Below are 17,270 nucleotides of genomic sequence, written 5' to 3'. Positions count from 1 at the left end.
GCCACGCGTTGACGCAGTCGCGGGTTGCCAGAAACGGTATCCGGACAACTTATGTTCTTGAGTGCCACGCGCGCCCCCTCCGGCGCCGGCCACCATGCTTGTCGTGCCGAGCGGTGCGCATCGGAAGCGGTACGGAGGGGGTTGAGCCGCGCCGACTTGAGTTCCAAATCCTGACAGGGCGTACACCTTCTGCCACCCAAACAACGCTCGAAGCCGGCTCATCGGCCCTCGTCCCAGCAAGCAAGACTTTTCCGCCCCGTCCATGTACGGTTCGCCGTTGGCGGCAACGGACGCGCCGCGCATCGCAGCCAGGGCTGGCGTGGCATTGGGGCCGACTTGGGAGCGAAGATGAAATCGTCATGTATGCGCGCGGCGATGCTTGCCGCATGGCTGGGGGTATCCGTCGGGGCGGTCGCGCAGGCCGCGACACCGCAACCCACCGAATTCCCGCCGGACGCCTTCCCGTCCACCTACCAGCCGCTGCCGGCGCAGACCACGCTGATCCAGCACGCGACGATCTACACCGGCACCGGCGAGCGCATCGACGACGGCGCGGTACTGCTGCGTGACGGCAAGGTCGCGGCGATCGGCAAGCAGGTCGAGGCGCCAGCCGACGCCGTGGTGATCGACGCCAAGGGCAAGTTCGTCACGCCCGGGCTGATCGACGTGCATTCGCATCTCGGCGTGTATCCGTCGCCCGCGGTGGAGGCCACCGCCAACGGCAACGAGATGACCAATCCGACCACGCCGCAGGTGATGGCCGAGCATTCGGTGTGGCCGCAGGACCCGGGCTTCAACACCGCGCGTGCCGGCGGCGTGACCACGCTGGAGATCCTGCCCGGTTCCGGCAACCTGATCGGCGGGCGCAGCGTGGTGTTGAAGAACGTGCCGGCCACCACCGTGCAGGGGATGAAGTTTCCGGATGCGCCGTATGGCCTGAAGATGGCCTGCGGCGAGAATCCGATGCGGGTCTACGGCAGCCGCCACCAGTTTCCGTCGACGTTGATGGGCGACGTCGCCGGTTACCGGCAGGCGTTCGCCGACGCGCAGGCCTACGACCGCGAGTGGAAGGCGTGGGAGGCCAAGGTCAAGGCCAAGGGCGCCACGGAGGCCGGCCCGCCGCCCAAGCGCGATCTGGGCAAGGAGACTCTGGCCGAAGTGCTCGGCGGCAAGATCCGCGTACAGATGCATTGCTACCGCGCCGACGAGATGGCCGCCTTGCTCGACGTGGCGCAGGAGTTCGATTTCAAGATCGCCGCATTCCACCATGCCGTCGAGGCGTACAAGATCCCGCACCTGCTGGCCAAGGCCGACACCTGCGCGGCGATGTGGGCCGACTGGTGGGGCTTCAAGATGGAAGCGTGGGACGGCATCCGCGCCAACATCGCGATGGTCGATGCCGGCGGTGCCTGCGCGATGATCCACTCGGACGACGAGAACGGCATCCAGCGCCTCAACCAGGAAGTGGCCAAGGCGCTGGCAGCAGGGCGGCGTGCCGGGCTCGACATCAGCAAGGAGCACGCGATGATGTGGATGACGCTCAACCCGGCGAAGGCACTGGGCCTGGCCGACCGCATCGGCTCGCTGGAACCGGGCAAGGATGCCGACGTGGTGATCTGGAGCGCCGACCCGTTCAGCGTCTACGCGCGCACCGAGAAGGTGTTCCTCGACGGCGCCGTGGTGTACGAGCGCGACGAACCGCAGCGGCAATCGACCTCCGATTTCATGCTGGGCAGCTTCATCGACCCGCATGCCACCGATGCCGCCGCAGGGGAGGGCGCACGATGAAATACCTGGCCATGATCCTGGCGATGCTCTGCGTCGCCTGCAGCCCGGCCGACCGTTCGGACCGCCATGCCGATACCGCGGCGGCCAGTTCCGCGGCGCCTGCGAATGGCAACGCTGCCGGCGATGGCAAGACCTACGCCATCACCGGCGGCACCGTGTACACGCTGGGTGCCGCCGGCAAGATCGAGCACGGCACGGTTCTGGTCAAGAACGGCAGGATCGCCGCGGTGGGCGCCAACGTCGAGATTCCCGCCGATGCCGAGCGCATCGACGCCACCGGCAAGATCGTCACGCCCGGCATCTTCGACCCGCAAAGCCAGTTCGGCATCGTCGAGGTGGGCGCGGTGAAGGAAACCCGCGACGCCTCGGCCGGCGACTCGCGTTTCAGCGCCGCGTTCGACGTGGCCGACGCGATCAACCCGCGCTCGATGCTGATCCCGGTCAACCGGATCGCCGGCGTCACCCGCGCGATGGTGTCGCCCACCAACGGCGACAAGCACATCATCGCCGGCCGTGGCGCCATCATCGACCTGGGTTCCACCGAAGGCTTCATCCATCGCGATGCGGCAGCGATGTTCGCCGCGCTGGGCGAGACCGGCGCCGCCCAGGCCGGCGGCTCGCGCGCGGCCGCCATGCTGGCCCTGCGCGAGGCGCTGCAGGATGCGAAGGACTACGCCGACAACACCAGCGCCTATGCCAGCAACCAGCGCCGCACGTACGCGCTGACGCGGCTGGACCTGGAGGCGCTGGGCCCGGTGCTGGCGGGCAAGGAGCCGCTGGTGCTCCACGTCGAGCGTGCCAGCGACATCGAGGCGGCGTTGCGGCTGGCCGGCGACTTCAAGCTGAAGCTGATCGTCTCCGGCGGCGCCGAAGCCTGGATGGTCGCCGACGAACTCGCCGCCGCCCACGTGCCGGTGCTGCTCAATCCGCTGGAAGACCTGCCGGCACATTTCGAGACGCTGGGCTCGACCCTGGAAAACGCCGCGCGTCTGCAGAAAGCCGGCGTGATGATCGCCTTCGCCACCGGCGACACCCACAACGCGCGCAATGTCACCCAGGCTGCCGGCAATGCGGTGGCCAACGGCCTGCCGTGGCTCGACGCGCTGAAGGCGCTGATGCTGAACCCGGCGCGGATCTACGGCATGGACCAGGACGTGGGCACGCTGGAGCAGGGCAAGCTGGCCGACGTGGTGATCTGGAGCGGCGACCCGCTGGAACTGTCCAGCTTCGCCGACCAGGTATTCATCGCCGGCCGCAAGATTCCCATGGTCAGCCGCCAGACGATGCTGCGCGACCGCTACATGCAGGCGATGCGGGAGAAGCACGCCTTGCCGCCGGGTTACATCATGCCGACGGCGCCGTAGGCATGTGCCGCGTGCTCCTTCGCCTGCAGGCGAAGGAGCCGGTCGTCGCAGGCCAGGCACTGTCCGCCGGCTCTTCCCCATATCGCCATGCGCGTGGCGAGTGCATCTGCCGCTGCTCCGGCAACCTGGATGGCGGTGCTGTTCCAGTAGCCGGTGGCACGGGTCGACTCCTTCGACATGCCGTGTTCCAGGCTACTCGGCCGCCGCAGTCGCCTTGGCGTCCGTCACCTCATCCACCGTCCACAGCTTCGCCTCCACCTTGCCGCCCAGCATCTGCTGGCGCACCAGCGGAATCGGCGGGCCGCCGTAGCTGAGGAACTGGTCGTGGAAGGCCTTCAGCGCATTCGGGCCGGGGTGCGCCGCGATCCAGTCCTTGCGCAGCTGCATGATCATCAGCTTGCCCATGGTGTAGTTGAGATAGGCCGGGTCGTAGGTGCCGCGGGCGGCCTGCTGGCGGGCGTTGCCGGGGTCCTGGAAGGCCTTGTCGCGGAACATCTGCTCGGACTGGGCCATGCTCATGCCGCCGGTGTGCAGGCCTATTGCCGAGAGATAGCGCACGTCGCGCAGCAGGGCGTTGGTGAGCTGGCCGATGTGGACTTCCGGCGTGGCGCCGTCGAGGCCGGCGTCGAACATCATTTCCTCTGCGTAGTGCGCCCAGCCTTCGGCGAAGGCGTAGCCGACGAACAGCTGGCCGAACTTCCAGTGCGCACGGTTGGCGTGCAGGAACTGCAGGAAGTGGCCGGGCCAGACTTCATGCGCGGAGACGAACAGCAGCGCCGCCTTGCCCGGTACGTAGGCGGCCTGGTCGGCCTTGCTCCAGGTCGGGTCGGGCGGGGCGATGTAGTACACCGACGGCAGGTTTTTCTCGTACGGGCCGGGAATCTCGATATAGGCGAAGTTCCAGCGGTTGAACGGCGGTGCCTCTTCGGCCTTGGCCTGCTCGGTGCCGGGAATGCTCACCAGATCCTTGTCGACGATGAACTGGCGCAGGCTGGCGAGCTGCGCGCGGGCGCCTTCGACTGCTCCGCCGACGGGTTTGTCGGCGCTCTCCTTCGCCACGCAATCCTTCAGCGATTGGCCCGGGGCAAACTTGTCGCAGGCGCTCTTGAGCGAGGCAAGGTTGCGCGCAAGATCGGATTCGCCGATCGCCTTGAGCTGGTCCAGCGGAATGTCGACCCGTTCGGTGGCATGCAGCATCTTCGCGAACTTGTCCGCGCCCAGCGCGAAGTCCTGGGTGGCGTGCGGTTTCTGCGCCTTGAGCCAGTCGGCCAGCTCTTGCGAGGCCTTGATGGCGGCGGCGTTGCTGGCCTTGAAGCGCGCCTGCAGGGCATCGTCCTTCACCTGGGCGAAGATGCCGGGCACGTCGGTCTTGAAGAAGCTGGCGAAGCCTGCGAACGAATTGACGCCCACGTCGATGTACGAGGCGGGCAGTGGCAGCTTGAGGTTGGCCTTGATCTGCGCCAGCGCCTTGGGCAGCGCCTCCTGGTAAGTCACGAAGGCCGCCATGCGCTGCGCCAGCGGCGCGTATGGCCGGGTCAGGTACATGCTCGGCGACAGGTCGCCGGTGTAGAAGGTGGGGTTCTTGTACGGAGCGCCCGAATCCTCCAGCCAGAACAATTGGCCGTCGATCACCGCCAGTACGTAGTCGCGCTGGAATCGGCCGCGGGCATCCAGCTCGTCATCGGTGAATGCGGCAAAGCTCTTCCTTTGCGCATGCAGCCAGTCCGCGTTGGCCTTCAGGCCTTCGGCGCTGAAATCGGGCAGACGGCCGTCGAACTCGTGCTTGCCGGCGTTGGCCGCGAACACTGGGTAGTGCTGGAAGTAGCCGGTAAGGAACGCGTCGACGTCCGTTGCCAGCGCCGCGTTGCGACCGGCGTCCGTCGCGTGGACGCTGGATGCGGCGGCCGGCGTGGACTGGCCCGACAGCGAGGCGTCGGCGGAACAGCCGGCAAGAAAGGTGGCGGCAACGACGGCAGAGAGTGTGAGCGCGCGCAATGGATGCATGTCGACTTCCCCGGGATGATCGCAAGCGCCGAGCCTAAGGCGTACTGCCGGTTCGACGCAATCGCGCGCGGGATGGTGCCGGTTGTCGTGCCGCGCGGAGCGATCAGATTTCCTTCGCCAGGCGCTTTGCCAGCCCGATGTAGCCGGCCGGCGTCAGCTCCAGCAGGTGCTGTTTCGCATCCGCCGGAAGTTCAAGCCCGGCGATGAACTCGCGCATGGAATCCCTGGTGATGCCGTGGCCGCGGGTCAGTGCCTTGAGCTGCTCGTAGGGTTGCGGCAGGCCGTAGCGACGCATCACGGTCTGTACGGCTTCGGCCAGCACTTCCCAGCTGGTGTCGAGGTCGGCGGCGATGCGTTCGGCGTTGACGTTGAGTTTGCCCAGGCCCTTCTTCAGCGATTCCAGCGCCACCAGCGTGTGGCCGAAGGCGGTGCCGAGCGCGCGCAGCACGGTGGAATCGGTGAGGTCGCGCTGCCAGCGGCTGATCGGCAGCTTCTCGGCGAAGTGACCCAGCAGCGCGTTGGCGAGGCCGAAGTTGCCTTCGGCGTTCTCGAAGTCGATCGGGTTGACCTTGTGCGGCATGGTCGAGGAGCCGACTTCACCGGCCTTCAAGGTCTGCTTGAAGTAGCCCAGCGAGATGTAGCCCCAGATGTCGCGGGCCAGGTCGATCAGGATGATGTTGGCGCGGCGCACCGCGTCGCAGTATTCGGCAACGTTGTCGTGCGGCTCGATCTGGGTGGTCCAGGCGTTGTAGTCGAGGCCGAGGCTTTCGACGAAGCGCTGCGAGAAACCCCGCCAGTCCATTTCAGGGTAGGTGATCACGTGGGCGTTGTAGTTGCCCACCGCGCCGTTGATCTTGCCGGAGACTTCGACCGCCGCCAGCTGCTTGCGCTGACGTTCCAGGCGCGCCACCACGTTGGCGATCTCCTTGCCCAGCGTGCTTGGCGAGGCGGTCTGGCCGTGCGTGCGCGAGAGCAGCGGCAGGCCGGCGTTGTCGTGGGCCATCCGGCGCAGCGTGTCGATCAGCGCATCGAGCTGCGGCAGCAGCACGCCGCGGCGCGCGTCGCGCAGCATCAGCGCGTAGGAGAGGTTGTTGATGTCCTCGCTGGTGCAGGCGAAGTGCACGAACTCCTTCGCCTGCGCGAGGCTGGCGTCGGCGCCGATCTTCTCCTTGATGAAGTACTCGACCGCCTTGACGTCGTGGTTGGTGGTCGCCTCGATCGCCTTGATCCGCTCGCCGTCGGCTTCGCTGAAGTCCTCCGCGATGGCTTTCAGAGTGGCGACCTGGGTCGCGTCGAAGGCGGGGAGTTCGACGATCTTCGGCTCGGCGGCAAGGGCCAGCAGCCATTCGATCTCCACCTGCACGCGGCGATGCATCAGCCCGAACTCGCTGAAGATCGGACGCAGCGCTTCGACCTTGCTGGCGTAGCGGCCGTCCAGCGGCGACAGGGCGGTCAGGGCGTGGTTGGACATCGGGGCGTTCCGGCGAGGGGAAACGGGCATTTTACATTGCCGGCGGCGCGCTGCCTTGCGGCTTATAGTGGCGAGCCATCAAACGGCTTTTTGCCCGTCATTCCTGCGCGAGCAGGAATCCAGTGCCTTTGGTCTTCAAGGGCACGAGTCACTGGGCCCCAGCTTGCGCTGGGGCGAGGGGAATTCTCCAGGATCTGGCTTCTCCCATCCACCGAAGGAACAAACCATGAGCGGCTTCCGCATCGAACACGACAGCATGGGCGAACTGCAGGTACCCGCCGACGCGCTGTATGGCGCGCAGACCCAGCGCGCGATCGACAACTTCCCGATTTCCGGCCTGCACCTGCCGCGCCCGTTCATCCGTGCGCTGGGTCTGATCAAGGCCGCCGCGGCCGAGGTCAACCTGTCGCTGGGCCATCTGAAGAAGGGTCAGGCGGCGGCGATCCGCAAGGCGGCGCTGGCGGTGGCGGACGGCCAGTACGACGCGCAATTCCCGATCGACATCTTCCAGACCGGTTCGGGCACCAGCACCAACATGAATGCAAACGAGGTGATCGCGCACCTGGCGGTTGCCGCGGGTGCGAAGGTGCATCCGAACGACCACGTCAATTACGGGCAGAGCTCGAACGACGTGATCCCCACCGCCATCCACGTCAGCGCCACGCTGACCGCCAGCGAGCAATTGCTGCCGGCGTTGAAGCATCTGAAGAAGGCGATCGACAAGCGCGCGCGCGAACTGAAGAACACGCCCAAGACCGGCCGCACCCACCTGATGGACGCGATGCCGATCACCTTCGGGCAGGAACTGTCGGGCTGGGCGGCGCAGGTCGGCGCGGCCATCGAGCGGATCGAGGATGCGCTGAAGCGCATGCGCCGGCTGCCGCAGGGCGGCACCGCGGTGGGCACCGGCATCAACGCCGACCCGAAGTTCGGCCCGGCGATGGCCGCCCAGCTGAGGAAGCTGACCGGGGTGAAGTTCGAGTCGGCGCAAAACTACTTCGAGGGCATGGCCGCGCAGGATGCGGCGGTGGAGCTGTCCGGCGCGCTGAAGACGCTGGCCGTCGCGTTGATGAAGATCGCCAACGACCTGCGCTGGATGAACTCAGGCCCGCTGGCCGGCCTGGGCGAGATCGAGCTGCCGGCGCTGCAGCCGGGGTCGTCGATCATGCCTGGCAAGGTCAATCCGGTGATCCCCGAGGCGGTGGCGATGGTCGCCGCGCAGGTGATCGGCAACGATGCCTCGATCACCATTGCCGGCCAGAGCGGCAATTTCCAGCTCAACGTGATGCTGCCGCTGATCGCACACAACCTGCTGCAGTCGATCGGCATCCTGGCCAACGTCAGCGTGCTGCTGGCGGACAAGTCCATTGCCGGCTTCAAGGTCAACAAGGCGCGGGTGAACCAGGCGCTGGCGATGAACCCGATCCTGGTCACCGCGCTGAACCCGGTGATCGGCTACGAGAAGGGCGCGGCCACCGCCAAGCAGGCGTACAAGGAGCACCGGCCGATCATGGACGTGGCGCTGGAGACCACCGGGCTGTCGAAGGACGAGCTGAAGAAGCTGCTCGACCCGATGGCGCTGACCCGCGGCGGCATCCACGAAAAATAGACAACCAGGGATTCGGGATACGGGATTGGTGATTTGCAAAGGCATCGCCCTCGAGCGGGCTCCTTATGTGTCGATTCTGGTTCGCGACTGGACGAGAATCGCCGACTGATCATCGGTGGGAACGGGGTGACGCCGTCGGGCTCCCTTGGCTTTGCGCCAGCGCCGTAGATTCGCGCCCCCGTTCCGTTTTATCTGCCGCAAGCTGCAACGGTATCTTAGGCCCGCCCCGGCGTGAGCCTGCACGCGTAAGGATCGGCTTGGCGGATCTTCGATGATCGGATGTCCGAACGTTCATGAGGATTGACTGCAATGACCGAACCGATGGTGGGTATCGACGTGGCCAAAGCCACCTTTGACGTGGCCATGCCGCTGGAATCGAAGGGCAAGTACCGCACCAAGGGCAAGTTACCCAACACGCCCGCGGGCCTTGACATGCTGGGCGACTGGATGGATCACCACGCGCCGGGAGCGGCGGTGTGCATGGAGGCGACGGGCGTGTACCACGAGGCACTGGCCACCTTCCTGGTGGAGCGCGGCGTGACCGTTTACGTGGCCAATCCGGCCCAGGTCGCCGCCTATGCCAAGAGCGAGTTGTCGCGCACCAAGACCGATCGCACGGACGCCAAGCTGATTTCCCGTTTTGCGATGGCGCAGCTGCAGGTAGGCACCTCCTTGCGTCCGTGGACACCACCGACGCCCGCCCAGCGCAAGTTGCGCGCCCTGATCCACCGGCTGAACGACCTGGAGGGCATGCGCCAGATGGAACGCAACCGGCTGGATGTCAGTGATCGTGCGGTGCACGGCTCCATCACCGACGTGATGGAGACGCTGGACGCCCAGATCGCGGAGCTGAAGAAGGAAATCAACAACCACATCGACTCGGACCCGGGCCTGCGCCGGGATACCGATCTGCTGTCCTCCATTCCCGGGATTGGCGAACTCACCGCGGCCTTTGTGCTGGGATGCGCTGGTGACCTGCGCCGGTTCGACGACCCGCGCAAGCTCGATGCCTTTGCCGGCATGAATCCCGCCATCCGCGAGTCGGGCAAATGGGCGGGGCAAAGTCGCCTGTCCAAGCTGGGTCATGCACTGCTACGCGCCAAGCTCTACATGCCGGCGATGACGGCCATCCGCCACAACGTGGCCGTGCGTGCCTTGTTCGATCGGCTGGTAGCCCGCGGCAAGCCGCGCAAGCTTGCCTTGGGCGCAGCCATGCGCAAGCTGCTCCACATCGCCTGGGGCGTCATCCGTTCCGGCAAATTTTTTGATCCCAAAACCGCACTTGCCTGACGAGAGGCAAGACGGTATCTGCAGCCTCCGTCATCTTGTAGAAGCCCGCTCGCGGGCGACGCCTTTGCTTTTGCTCTCGCGAATCCCGAATCCCGAATCCCGAATCCCGAATCCCGAATCCCGAATCCCGAATCCCGAATCCCGAATCCCGAATCCCGAATCCCGAATCCCGTCCTCAGAACGACAGCACGGTCACGCCTTTCTTGTGGCCCGAGTTGGCAATGTTCTTGTCGCAGTCCTGCACGTCTTCCTCCGTCATCGTCGCGTAGGGCTTGAATGCGGGCATCGTGGTTGCCAGCTGCTGCTGGGCGGCGCGCAGGTCGGGCAGGCGTTTGCACAGTTCGAGGGCGGCGGCCTGGATGCGGTCGGTCTGCGGCTTGATCGCCGCCTCGATTTCCGCGTCGCTCTTGCCGCTGAACGCGCCGCTCAGCGCTGCGCTGGCGGCATGCATGCCGAGGTCCGCGCCTTGCGTGCCGATCGCCATGCCGGCCTCGGCGATGTCGATGACGCGGTGGCGGTAGTCCAGCAGCAGCTGCCGTTGCTCCGGCGTGGCGGCGACCGGCTTGCCGTCGATCAGCAGCTCGCCTTGCGGCGTGATCTGGGCGTTGGATGTCGAGCGGCCCATGCGCAGGGTGCTGCCGATGTGGACGGTGTCCACGTCGATGTTTTTGGTCGCCAGTTCCTGCCGGGCCTTCTGCATGGCGTCGTCGACGCGACGGGCCACCCACGAGGTGGGCGCCTTGTCACCGGCAGTTTGTGCGGTGGTTGCCGAGGAGGCCGGCTGGGAGTCCGTGTGGTCCGACTGGCCGCAGGCGGCCAGCGGCAACAGCAAGGCCAGGGCGAGGGCGTTGAGGGTGAGGGATTTCATGGGTGCTTCTCCAAGTCGTGTGTTGGAACGCAACTCAGCTGTCGTCGCGCCAGCGGCGGAACCAGATCGCACCAGCCAGCATGGCGGCGGCCGCGGCCACGCCGATCCAGAGGTTCATCGAGCCCATCGCGCTGTAGCTGTGCATCACGCTCAGGGTGGAGAGCACCTGCGCCGGGTTGTCGCCGCCGATGCCGCTGACCTCGCTGAACCAGCCACCCGGGAACACGCTGCCCAGGATGCGGGCCACCACGCCACGCCAGTACCAGTCGTTGGAGATATTCAGCGTGCCCAGCAGGTTGAACCAGCCGATCACGATGCCGACGCCCACCGGCAATGCCACCGCCCACAGGAAGGGCTTGCTGCGCGCCCAGGCCGAGCAGAGCATCAGCCAGCCCACCGTCGGCAGCGCCCACAACACATAGAGCGGGATCGAGCCGACCAGGTTGGCGATCACCTGCAGCGGGTGCGACAGGCCCAGCAGGTGCCACACGCTGACGCCATGCAGGGACAGGGTGATGGCGAACATCAGCAGCATCACGATCCCGGTGAGGGCGCCCACGACCACCGCGATCAACGGCGCGACCACGGTGGCGGAGAAGACCTTGGACAGCACGGTTGCGGTGTCCGACACCGGCAGCGATTTCCAGAACAGGATGCTGCGGTCGCGGCGATCGTCGTAGAGCGCGCCGAGGCAGTAGAAGAACACCACGAAGCCGAGCACGATACCGATGATCATGGTGGAGGAGTACATCACCAGGTCCAGCCCGGCACCGACCGCCTCCATCGACCGCTGGTCCAGGTCCTGGGTGAGCAGGTGCAGGTTGTTGCTGCCCATACCCAGGTGGAAGCCCATCTGCCGGCCCATCACCTCGCCGGTCACGATGCCCATCAGGTTGAGCACCAGGAAAATCGCGGCCGTGATCACCGGCGCACGCAGGAAGCCGCCGCGGTGCTCCCAGAATTCGCGTTTGACCAACCACAGGAAGGTGTTCATGCGTAGGTTCCCTTCATGGTGGCGACGAACAGGTCGCTGATGGATGGCCGCCGGGTTTCGCCCAGGGCTTCCAGTTGCGCGCGTCCGACACCGTCGAACAGAAAGATGCTCTTGCCGAAGACCTGGCGCTCGTCCAGCGGCTTCAGCGCACGGGCGGCCTCGGACCGGTCGGCGTTGACCATCACCTCGATGTAGCGCTCGCCCACGGCGTCCATGTCCGCGTCGAGCACGATCCTGCCGTCGCGGATGAACATCAGGTCGGTGAGGATGTGCTCGACTTCCTCCACCTGGTGGGTGGTGACGATGATGGTCTTGTTCTCGTCGAAGTAGTCCTCCAGCAGGTTCTGGTAGAACTGCTTGCGGTAGAGGATGTCCAGGCCCAGGGTCGGCTCGTCCAGGATCAGCAGCTTGGCGTCGATCGCCATCACCAGCGCCAGGTGCAACTGCACGATCATGCCCTTGGACATCTGCCGCACGCGCTGTTCGGGCTGCAGCTTGGTGCGGGCAAGGAAGGCCTCGCACTTGGCGCGGTCGAAACGCGGATGCACGTGGGCGACGAAGTCGACCACTTCACGCACGCGAATCCAGCGCGGCAGCACCGCCACGTCGGCGATGAAGCACACCTCGCCCATCAGCCGGTCGCGCTGCTTGCGCGGGTCGAAACCCAGCACGTTCAGCTCGCCGGTGAAGTCGGTCAGGCCCAGGATGGCCTTCAGTGCGGTGGTCTTGCCGGCACCGTTGGGGCCGATCAGGCCGACGATGCGACCGGGTTCGACCTGGAAACTGACGTTGTCCAGCGCGACCGTCGACTTGTAACGCTTGCCGAGGCCGCTGGCCGTGATGACCGCGCTCATGCTGATGGCTCCTGGTGGTTGCCGGCTTCCCGCATCAGGGTCTTGAGATCCAGTCCGAGGCGCTGCAGGCGGGCATGCAACGCCGGCCATTCCTCGCGCAGGAAGCGTTCCCGTTCGGACTTGAGCAGCGCATCGCGCGCCCCTTCGATGACAAACATGCCCAGACCCCTCCTTTTTTCCACGAGTTGTTCGTCGACCAGTTCCTGGTACGCCTTCGATACGGTCAGCGGGTTGATCTGATAATCCGCCGCTACCTGGCGTACCGACGGCAGCGGGTCGCCTTCATTCAAGGCGCCGTCCAGGATCATCGCCACCACACGCTGGTGCAGTTGGCGATAGATCGGGACGCTGTCGTTCCAGGCGATGGTCATGGTTATTCCTTGGTGATGCGATCGAACTTCTTGCCAAACGAATAGTAGGGCATGACCCACTGCGCCCCGAGCAGGCCCAGCGGCTCGATCGTGTCGCCCAGGCGCAGCTGCGCGTCGGCGGGCACGACGGCGAGGTTGGCGGCGCTGCCGTCGTCGATCAGCGCCGCGGCGCGCCATTCGGCGGCGCTCGGATGCACGGTGACCGGGGCCAGGTTGGTGACGTGGGCCGGCGTGCTGGTGTGGCTGTTGCCGACCGGCTGCCAGGCGTCGACGTTGTACAAGACGGCGCGCAGGCTCGCGAAGGTGAGCAGGATGGCCGCGGCGCCGGCGATCAGTTTGTACGCTTTCATGTCGAACCTCCTTTGGTGCTCTGGGTGAGTGGTGTTGTAGTGAACTATAACACCGACTTTTGAGCCGTCAAGAGGTGCGAGCGGGGTTTGGGGCCATGACTGATGGGCTAGGCCGAGCCGGGAACAGGCAATCGGGAGTGGGGAACAGGAAAGGCAGCAAGACGCTCCGCGGCTCGGCGCCCATTCTCGACTCCCTAATCCCCGCTCTATACCGTTCTCCCTGAGCGTAGCGGCGCAGCCGCGGAGTCGAAGGGCCGCCTCGTCAGGGCGCCATGAAACAAGAGGCCGGCTTCACAGCCGGCCTCTTGCGTTTCGCCTTGCGGGTATCGCTCAGTCCTTCGCGGCGTACACCTGCCTGCCGCCGACCCAGGTCTGCAGCACCTTGGTGCTCCAGAGCTTGCTGGCCGGGTCCTTGAAGATGTCGTGGTCGACCAGGATGAAGTCGGCCCACTTGCCGGGCTCCAGCGTGCCGATGCGGTTCTCCGCATGCTCGGCGTACGCCGCATCGAGGGTGAAGGCGCGCAGGGCCTGGGTCAGGCTCAGATCCTGCTGCGGATACCAGCCGCCGGGCGGCTGCCCCTGATGGTCTTCGCGGGTGACGGCCGAGTACAGCCCGAAGAACGGGTTGGGCGACTCGACCGGGAAATCCGAACCCGCGGCGATCACCGTGCCCTGTTTCAGGAAGCGCTGCCACGCGTAAGCCCCCTTGATGCGTTCGTGGCCCACGCGATCCTCGGCCATGTTCATGTCGGAGGTGGCGTGGGTGGGCTGCATCGAGGCGATCAGCTGCAGCGGCACGAAGCGCGGGATGTCCTCCAGCGAGACGATCTGCGCGTGCTCGACGCGGTTGCGCAACGCCTTGGCGTCGGGGTGGCTGCGATAGGCCGCGGCGAAGCTGTCCAGCACTTCGCGGTTGGCGCGGTCGCCGATGGCGTGGATGCCGACCTGGTAGCCCTTGGCGAATGCCTTGTCGATCTTGGCCGTCATGGTGGCAGGCGACATGAACAGCAGGCCGCTGTTGTGCGGGTCGTCGGAGTAGGGCTTGAGCATCGCGGCGCCGCGGCTGCCCAGTGCGCCGTCGGCGAACAGCTTGACCGCGCGCACGGTGAGGAAATCATTGCCGTAGCCGATCAGCGGACCGTCCTTGCTGATGACGTCGAAGGACTCGCCGGTATCGCGGATCATCGCGTAGATGCGCGCGGTCAGCTTGTGCGCGTCGGCGTACTGCCGGTAGAGCCGGTAGTTGTCCAGATCGATGCCGGCATCGCTGACGCCGGTGAGGCCGACGCGGGCCATCTCGGCCAGCGCCGTGTCCAGCGCAGCGGCTTTCTCCGCCGCGGTCAGCGCCGGCACGTGGGTGTCGACCAGCTCGGTGGCGCCGTCGACGAACACGCCGGCCGGATTGCCTTGCGCGTCGCGCTCGATGCGTCCGCCGGCCGGGTCGGCAGTGGCGCGGGTGACGCCGGCGAGCTTGATCGCTGCACTGTTGGCCCACGCGGCGTGGCCGTCCACGCGGCTCAACCATACCGGCCGGTTGGCGACCGCGGTATCGAGCTCGCTGGCGGTGGGGAAGCGGCCGAGTTTCCAGATCACCTGGTTCCAGCCGCCGCCACGGATCCATTTCGCCTGCGGATGCGCCTGGGCGTAGGCCTTCACCTTGGCCAACGCCTCATCGAGGGAGCGGGTCTCGCTGAGGTCGACGCTGTTGCGCGCGTAGCCCAGTTCCAGCACGTGGCCGTGCGCATCGATCAGGCCCGGCAGCAGGGTGCGGCCGCGGCCGTCGAACACGCGGGCGCCATCGGCACGCTGTTGCAGTTCGGCCGTGCTGCCGGTGGCCACCACCTTGCCGTCATCGACCAGCAGCGCCTGGAATTGCTGCAACTGGCCGTGGCTGTCCAGCGTGTAGCCGTTGACGTTGCTGACCAGCAGCTTGGCGGCATGGCCCAGCGGGGCGCTCGCCAGCAGCACGGCGAACAGGAGCACGCGCGGGAACGGAGTCATGTGGAGATTCCGGCAGTCGGGTGCGCCAGTGTGTCAATGCCGGCCGGCAATTTCCAGCGGCGGCTGGCGCAGTCGAACCGCGGTGCTACGCTGGCGCGATGGCCGTGGTTCGTAGATGGATACGAAGATGACGCAACTGAGCGGTGCCTTGCAGGATCTGAACGATCTGTACTTCTTTGCGGCGGTGGTCGAGCACGGCGGCTTCTCCGCCGCCGGCCGCGCGCTGGGCGTGCCCAAGTCGCGCCTGAGCAAGCGGGTGGCCCAGCTGGAGGAGCGGCTCGGCGTGCGCCTGCTGCAGCGAACCACCCGCCGGTTCGTGGTTACCGAGGTCGGCGAGCGCTTCTACACCCATTGCCGTGCGGTGCTGGAAGAGGCCCAGGCGGCGCAGGACGCGGTGGACGAGTTGCGCGCCGAGCCGCGCGGTGTCGTGCGCCTGAGCTGCCCGGTTTCGCTGGCGCAGACCGTGCTGGCGTACCTGCTGCCGGATTTCCTGGCGATGTACCCGAAGATGCAGGTGCGTCTGCTGGCGAACGATCGCCGTATCGACGTGATCGGCGAGGGCTTCGACCTGGCCATTCGCGTGCGCAGCAAGCTGGACACCGACGCCAACCTGGTGATCCGCAGTTTCGGCCATTCCAGCACCACCCTGGTGGCCAGCCCCGCGCTGCTGAAGGTCACCGGGCGCCCGGCAACGCCGGAGGAACTGGCCAGGTTGCCCGCTCTGTCGATGCGCGAGCACGAAGGCGCGCAGACGTGGGAGTTGATCGACGCCGGCGGGGAGCAAGTCAACGTGGAGGTGCAGGCGCGCCTGATCACCGGCGATTTCGCCGTGCTGCTGGAGGCGGCCCGCCGCGGCCTGGGCGTGGCCCTGCTGCCGGAGTTCGTGTGCGCGCCGGCGATTGCCGCCGGCGAACTGGAAGTGGTGTTGCCGGACTGGACCATGCCCGAGGGCATCATGCATTTCGTCTACCCCAGCCGGCGCGGCATGCTGCCGGGCGTGCGCGCGCTGGTCGATTTCCTGGCCGAGCGCCTGCCGGAAACCACGTTGCTGAAACACCAGCAGTGCAGCAAACGCCCGCAGGCCGAGCTGCCGCCTGCCTGATGCAGGCGACCCGGCCCATGCGCTACGCTGATTCCCTTATGGACATCCAAACGGCCAGATGACGATGATTGAAACCAAGCTGCCCAAGGTCGGTACGACGATTTTCAGCGTGATGAGCCAGTGGGCGCTGCAGCACCAGGCAGTCAACCTCGGCCAGGGCTTCCCCGATTTCGAACCGCCGCAGGAGCTGCGCGATGCTTTGACGCGGGCGATGAACACCGGCAGGAACCAGTACGCCCCCATGCACGGCACCGCCGCCCTGCGCGAGCAGATTGCGCTGAAGACCGCGCGTCTGTACGGGCGCAAGCTCGACGTCGATACCGACATCACGGTCACCTCCGGCGCCACCGAGGCGATCTTCGCGGCAATCGCCGCGACGGTGCGCGCAGGCGAGGAGGTGATCGTGTTCGACCCGGCGTACGACTGCTACGAGCCGGCGATCGAGCTGCAGGGCGCGCGCGCGGTGCACATCCCGCTGACCGTGCCGGCGTTCGCGATCGACTGGCAGCGCGTGCGCGACGCGGTGACGCCGAAGACGCGCATGATCCTCATCAACACCCCGCACAATCCTTCCGGCGCGGTGCTCTCGGCGGCCGACCTGGACGAGCTGGCGGCGATCGTGCGCGATACCGGCATCGTGGTGCTGTCCGACGAGGTGTACGAGCACATCGTCTACGAAGGTGCCCATGAGAGCGTGCTGCGCCACCCGGAACTGGCCGAACGCAGCATCGTGGTCTCCTCGTTCGGCAAGACCTATCACTGCACCGGCTGGAAGGTCGGTTATGCGGTGGCGCCGGCCGCGTTGTCGGCCGAATTTCGCAAGGTGCACCAGTACCTGACCTTCTGCACGTTTCATCCGGCGCAGGTGGCATTTGCCGAATTCATGGCCAGCACGCCGCAACACTACCTGGAATTGCCGGCGTTCTACCGGGCCAAGCGCGACCGCTTCCGCGCGCTGCTGGCGCCCTCGCGTTTCACGCTGCTCGACGTGCCGGGCGGCTATTTCCAGCTGGTCGATTACTCGGCGATCCGCGACGAGGACGATCTCACCTTCAGTCGCTGGCTGGTGGAGCACGGCGGCGTGGCGACGATTCCGCTGACGCCGTTCTGCGAACGCCCGCCGGGCACGCGCCTGCTGCGGCTGTGCTTTGCCAAGAGCGACGCCACCATGGAGGCGGCCGCCGAGCGGCTGTGCCGGCTGTGA

General features: G+C 66.5%; 15 protein-coding genes. 6 read left to right on the top strand and 9 right to left on the bottom strand.

Annotation, left to right across the window (positions count from 1 at the left end):
• Positions 1-363 precede the first annotated feature (363 nt).
• Both ACFCQI_RS17315 and ACFCQI_RS17310 read left to right on the top strand, forming a co-directional pair.
• Positions 364-1,788 (top strand): amidohydrolase, encoded by a 1,425-nt coding sequence (locus ACFCQI_RS17315; RefSeq protein ID WP_395121395.1) that lies wholly within the window; start codon positions 364-366, stop codon positions 1,786-1,788.
• Entirely contained in the window at positions 1,785-3,152 is a 1,368-nt protein-coding gene (locus ACFCQI_RS17310; RefSeq protein ID WP_395118702.1) for an amidohydrolase family protein, read from the top strand. Before ACFCQI_RS17315 ends, ACFCQI_RS17310 begins: the two co-directional genes overlap by 4 nt.
• Here ACFCQI_RS17310 and ACFCQI_RS17305 read toward each other — a convergent pair.
• The 3 genes from ACFCQI_RS17305 to purB all read right to left on the bottom strand — a co-directional run bounded on the left by ACFCQI_RS17305 (position 3,128) and on the right by purB (position 6,627).
• Complete coding sequence (locus tag ACFCQI_RS17305) at positions 3,128-3,331, bottom strand: hypothetical protein (protein WP_395118700.1); 204 nt, start codon at positions 3,329-3,331, stop codon at positions 3,128-3,130. The two genes, ACFCQI_RS17310 and ACFCQI_RS17305, sit on opposite strands and share 25 nt — an antisense overlap.
• Before the next feature lie 13 nt (positions 3,332-3,344).
• Positions 3,345-5,156, bottom strand: a complete 1,812-nt coding sequence (locus tag ACFCQI_RS17300; protein WP_395118698.1) for a DUF885 domain-containing protein — start codon at positions 5,154-5,156, stop codon at positions 3,345-3,347.
• Between the two features lie 103 nt (positions 5,157-5,259).
• Positions 5,260-6,627, bottom strand: a complete 1,368-nt coding sequence (gene purB, locus ACFCQI_RS17295) for an adenylosuccinate lyase (RefSeq protein WP_395118696.1) — start codon at positions 6,625-6,627, stop codon at positions 5,260-5,262.
• 226 nt (positions 6,628-6,853) lie between these two features.
• On the opposite strand from purB, the gene ACFCQI_RS17290 reads away from it, so the two are divergent.
• Together ACFCQI_RS17290 and ACFCQI_RS17285 are read left to right on the top strand one after the other, a co-directional pair.
• Positions 6,854-8,236: a class II fumarate hydratase gene (locus ACFCQI_RS17290; RefSeq protein WP_395118694.1), complete on the top strand. Its 1,383-nt coding sequence runs from the start codon at positions 6,854-6,856 to the stop codon at positions 8,234-8,236.
• A 309-nt stretch (positions 8,237-8,545) separates the two neighbouring features.
• Complete coding sequence (locus ACFCQI_RS17285; RefSeq protein ID WP_395118692.1) at positions 8,546-9,526, top strand: IS110 family transposase; 981 nt, start codon at positions 8,546-8,548, stop codon at positions 9,524-9,526.
• Between the two features lie 175 nt (positions 9,527-9,701).
• Here ACFCQI_RS17285 and ACFCQI_RS17280 read toward each other — a convergent pair whose 3' ends face one another.
• The 6 genes from ACFCQI_RS17280 to ACFCQI_RS17255 form a co-directional block, all read right to left on the bottom strand.
• Entirely contained in the window at positions 9,702-10,394 is a 693-nt protein-coding gene (locus tag ACFCQI_RS17280; RefSeq protein WP_395118690.1) for a hypothetical protein, read from the bottom strand.
• 34 nt (positions 10,395-10,428) lie between these two features.
• A complete protein-coding gene (locus ACFCQI_RS17275) occupies positions 10,429-11,388 on the bottom strand; it encodes an ABC-2 transporter permease (RefSeq protein ID WP_395118688.1) in 960 nt (319 codons plus the stop codon).
• A complete protein-coding gene (locus tag ACFCQI_RS17270) occupies positions 11,385-12,242 on the bottom strand; it encodes an ABC transporter ATP-binding protein (RefSeq protein ID WP_395118686.1) in 858 nt (285 codons plus the stop codon). Before ACFCQI_RS17270 ends, ACFCQI_RS17275 begins: the two co-directional genes overlap by 4 nt.
• Entirely contained in the window at positions 12,239-12,613 is a 375-nt protein-coding gene (locus ACFCQI_RS17265) for a GntR family transcriptional regulator (RefSeq protein WP_395118684.1), read from the bottom strand. Before ACFCQI_RS17265 ends, ACFCQI_RS17270 begins: the two co-directional genes overlap by 4 nt.
• Positions 12,614-12,615: 2 nt before the next feature.
• A complete protein-coding gene (locus ACFCQI_RS17260; RefSeq protein WP_395118682.1) occupies positions 12,616-12,963 on the bottom strand; it encodes a hypothetical protein in 348 nt (115 codons plus the stop codon).
• A 330-nt stretch (positions 12,964-13,293) separates the two neighbouring features.
• The gene (locus tag ACFCQI_RS17255) at positions 13,294-14,964 is read right to left on the bottom strand and encodes an amidohydrolase (protein WP_395118680.1); all 1,671 of its coding nucleotides are present in this window, start codon (positions 14,962-14,964) and stop codon (positions 13,294-13,296) included.
• A 127-nt stretch (positions 14,965-15,091) separates the two neighbouring features.
• On the opposite strand from ACFCQI_RS17255, the gene ACFCQI_RS17250 reads away from it, so the two are divergent.
• The gene (locus ACFCQI_RS17250; RefSeq protein WP_395118678.1) at positions 15,092-16,066 is read left to right on the top strand and encodes a LysR substrate-binding domain-containing protein; all 975 of its coding nucleotides are present in this window, start codon (positions 15,092-15,094) and stop codon (positions 16,064-16,066) included.
• A gap of 64 nt (positions 16,067-16,130) precedes the next feature.
• Positions 16,131-17,270, top strand: a complete 1,140-nt coding sequence (locus ACFCQI_RS17245; protein WP_395118676.1) for a pyridoxal phosphate-dependent aminotransferase — start codon at positions 16,131-16,133, stop codon at positions 17,268-17,270.

It is taken from the genome of Rhodanobacter sp. FW102-FHT14D06, assembly GCF_043950705.1.
Lineage (GTDB): Bacteria > Pseudomonadota > Gammaproteobacteria > Xanthomonadales > Rhodanobacteraceae > Rhodanobacter.
Note: the sequence above shows the minus strand (reverse complement) of the source record. Positions and strands in the feature narration are given on the sequence as shown.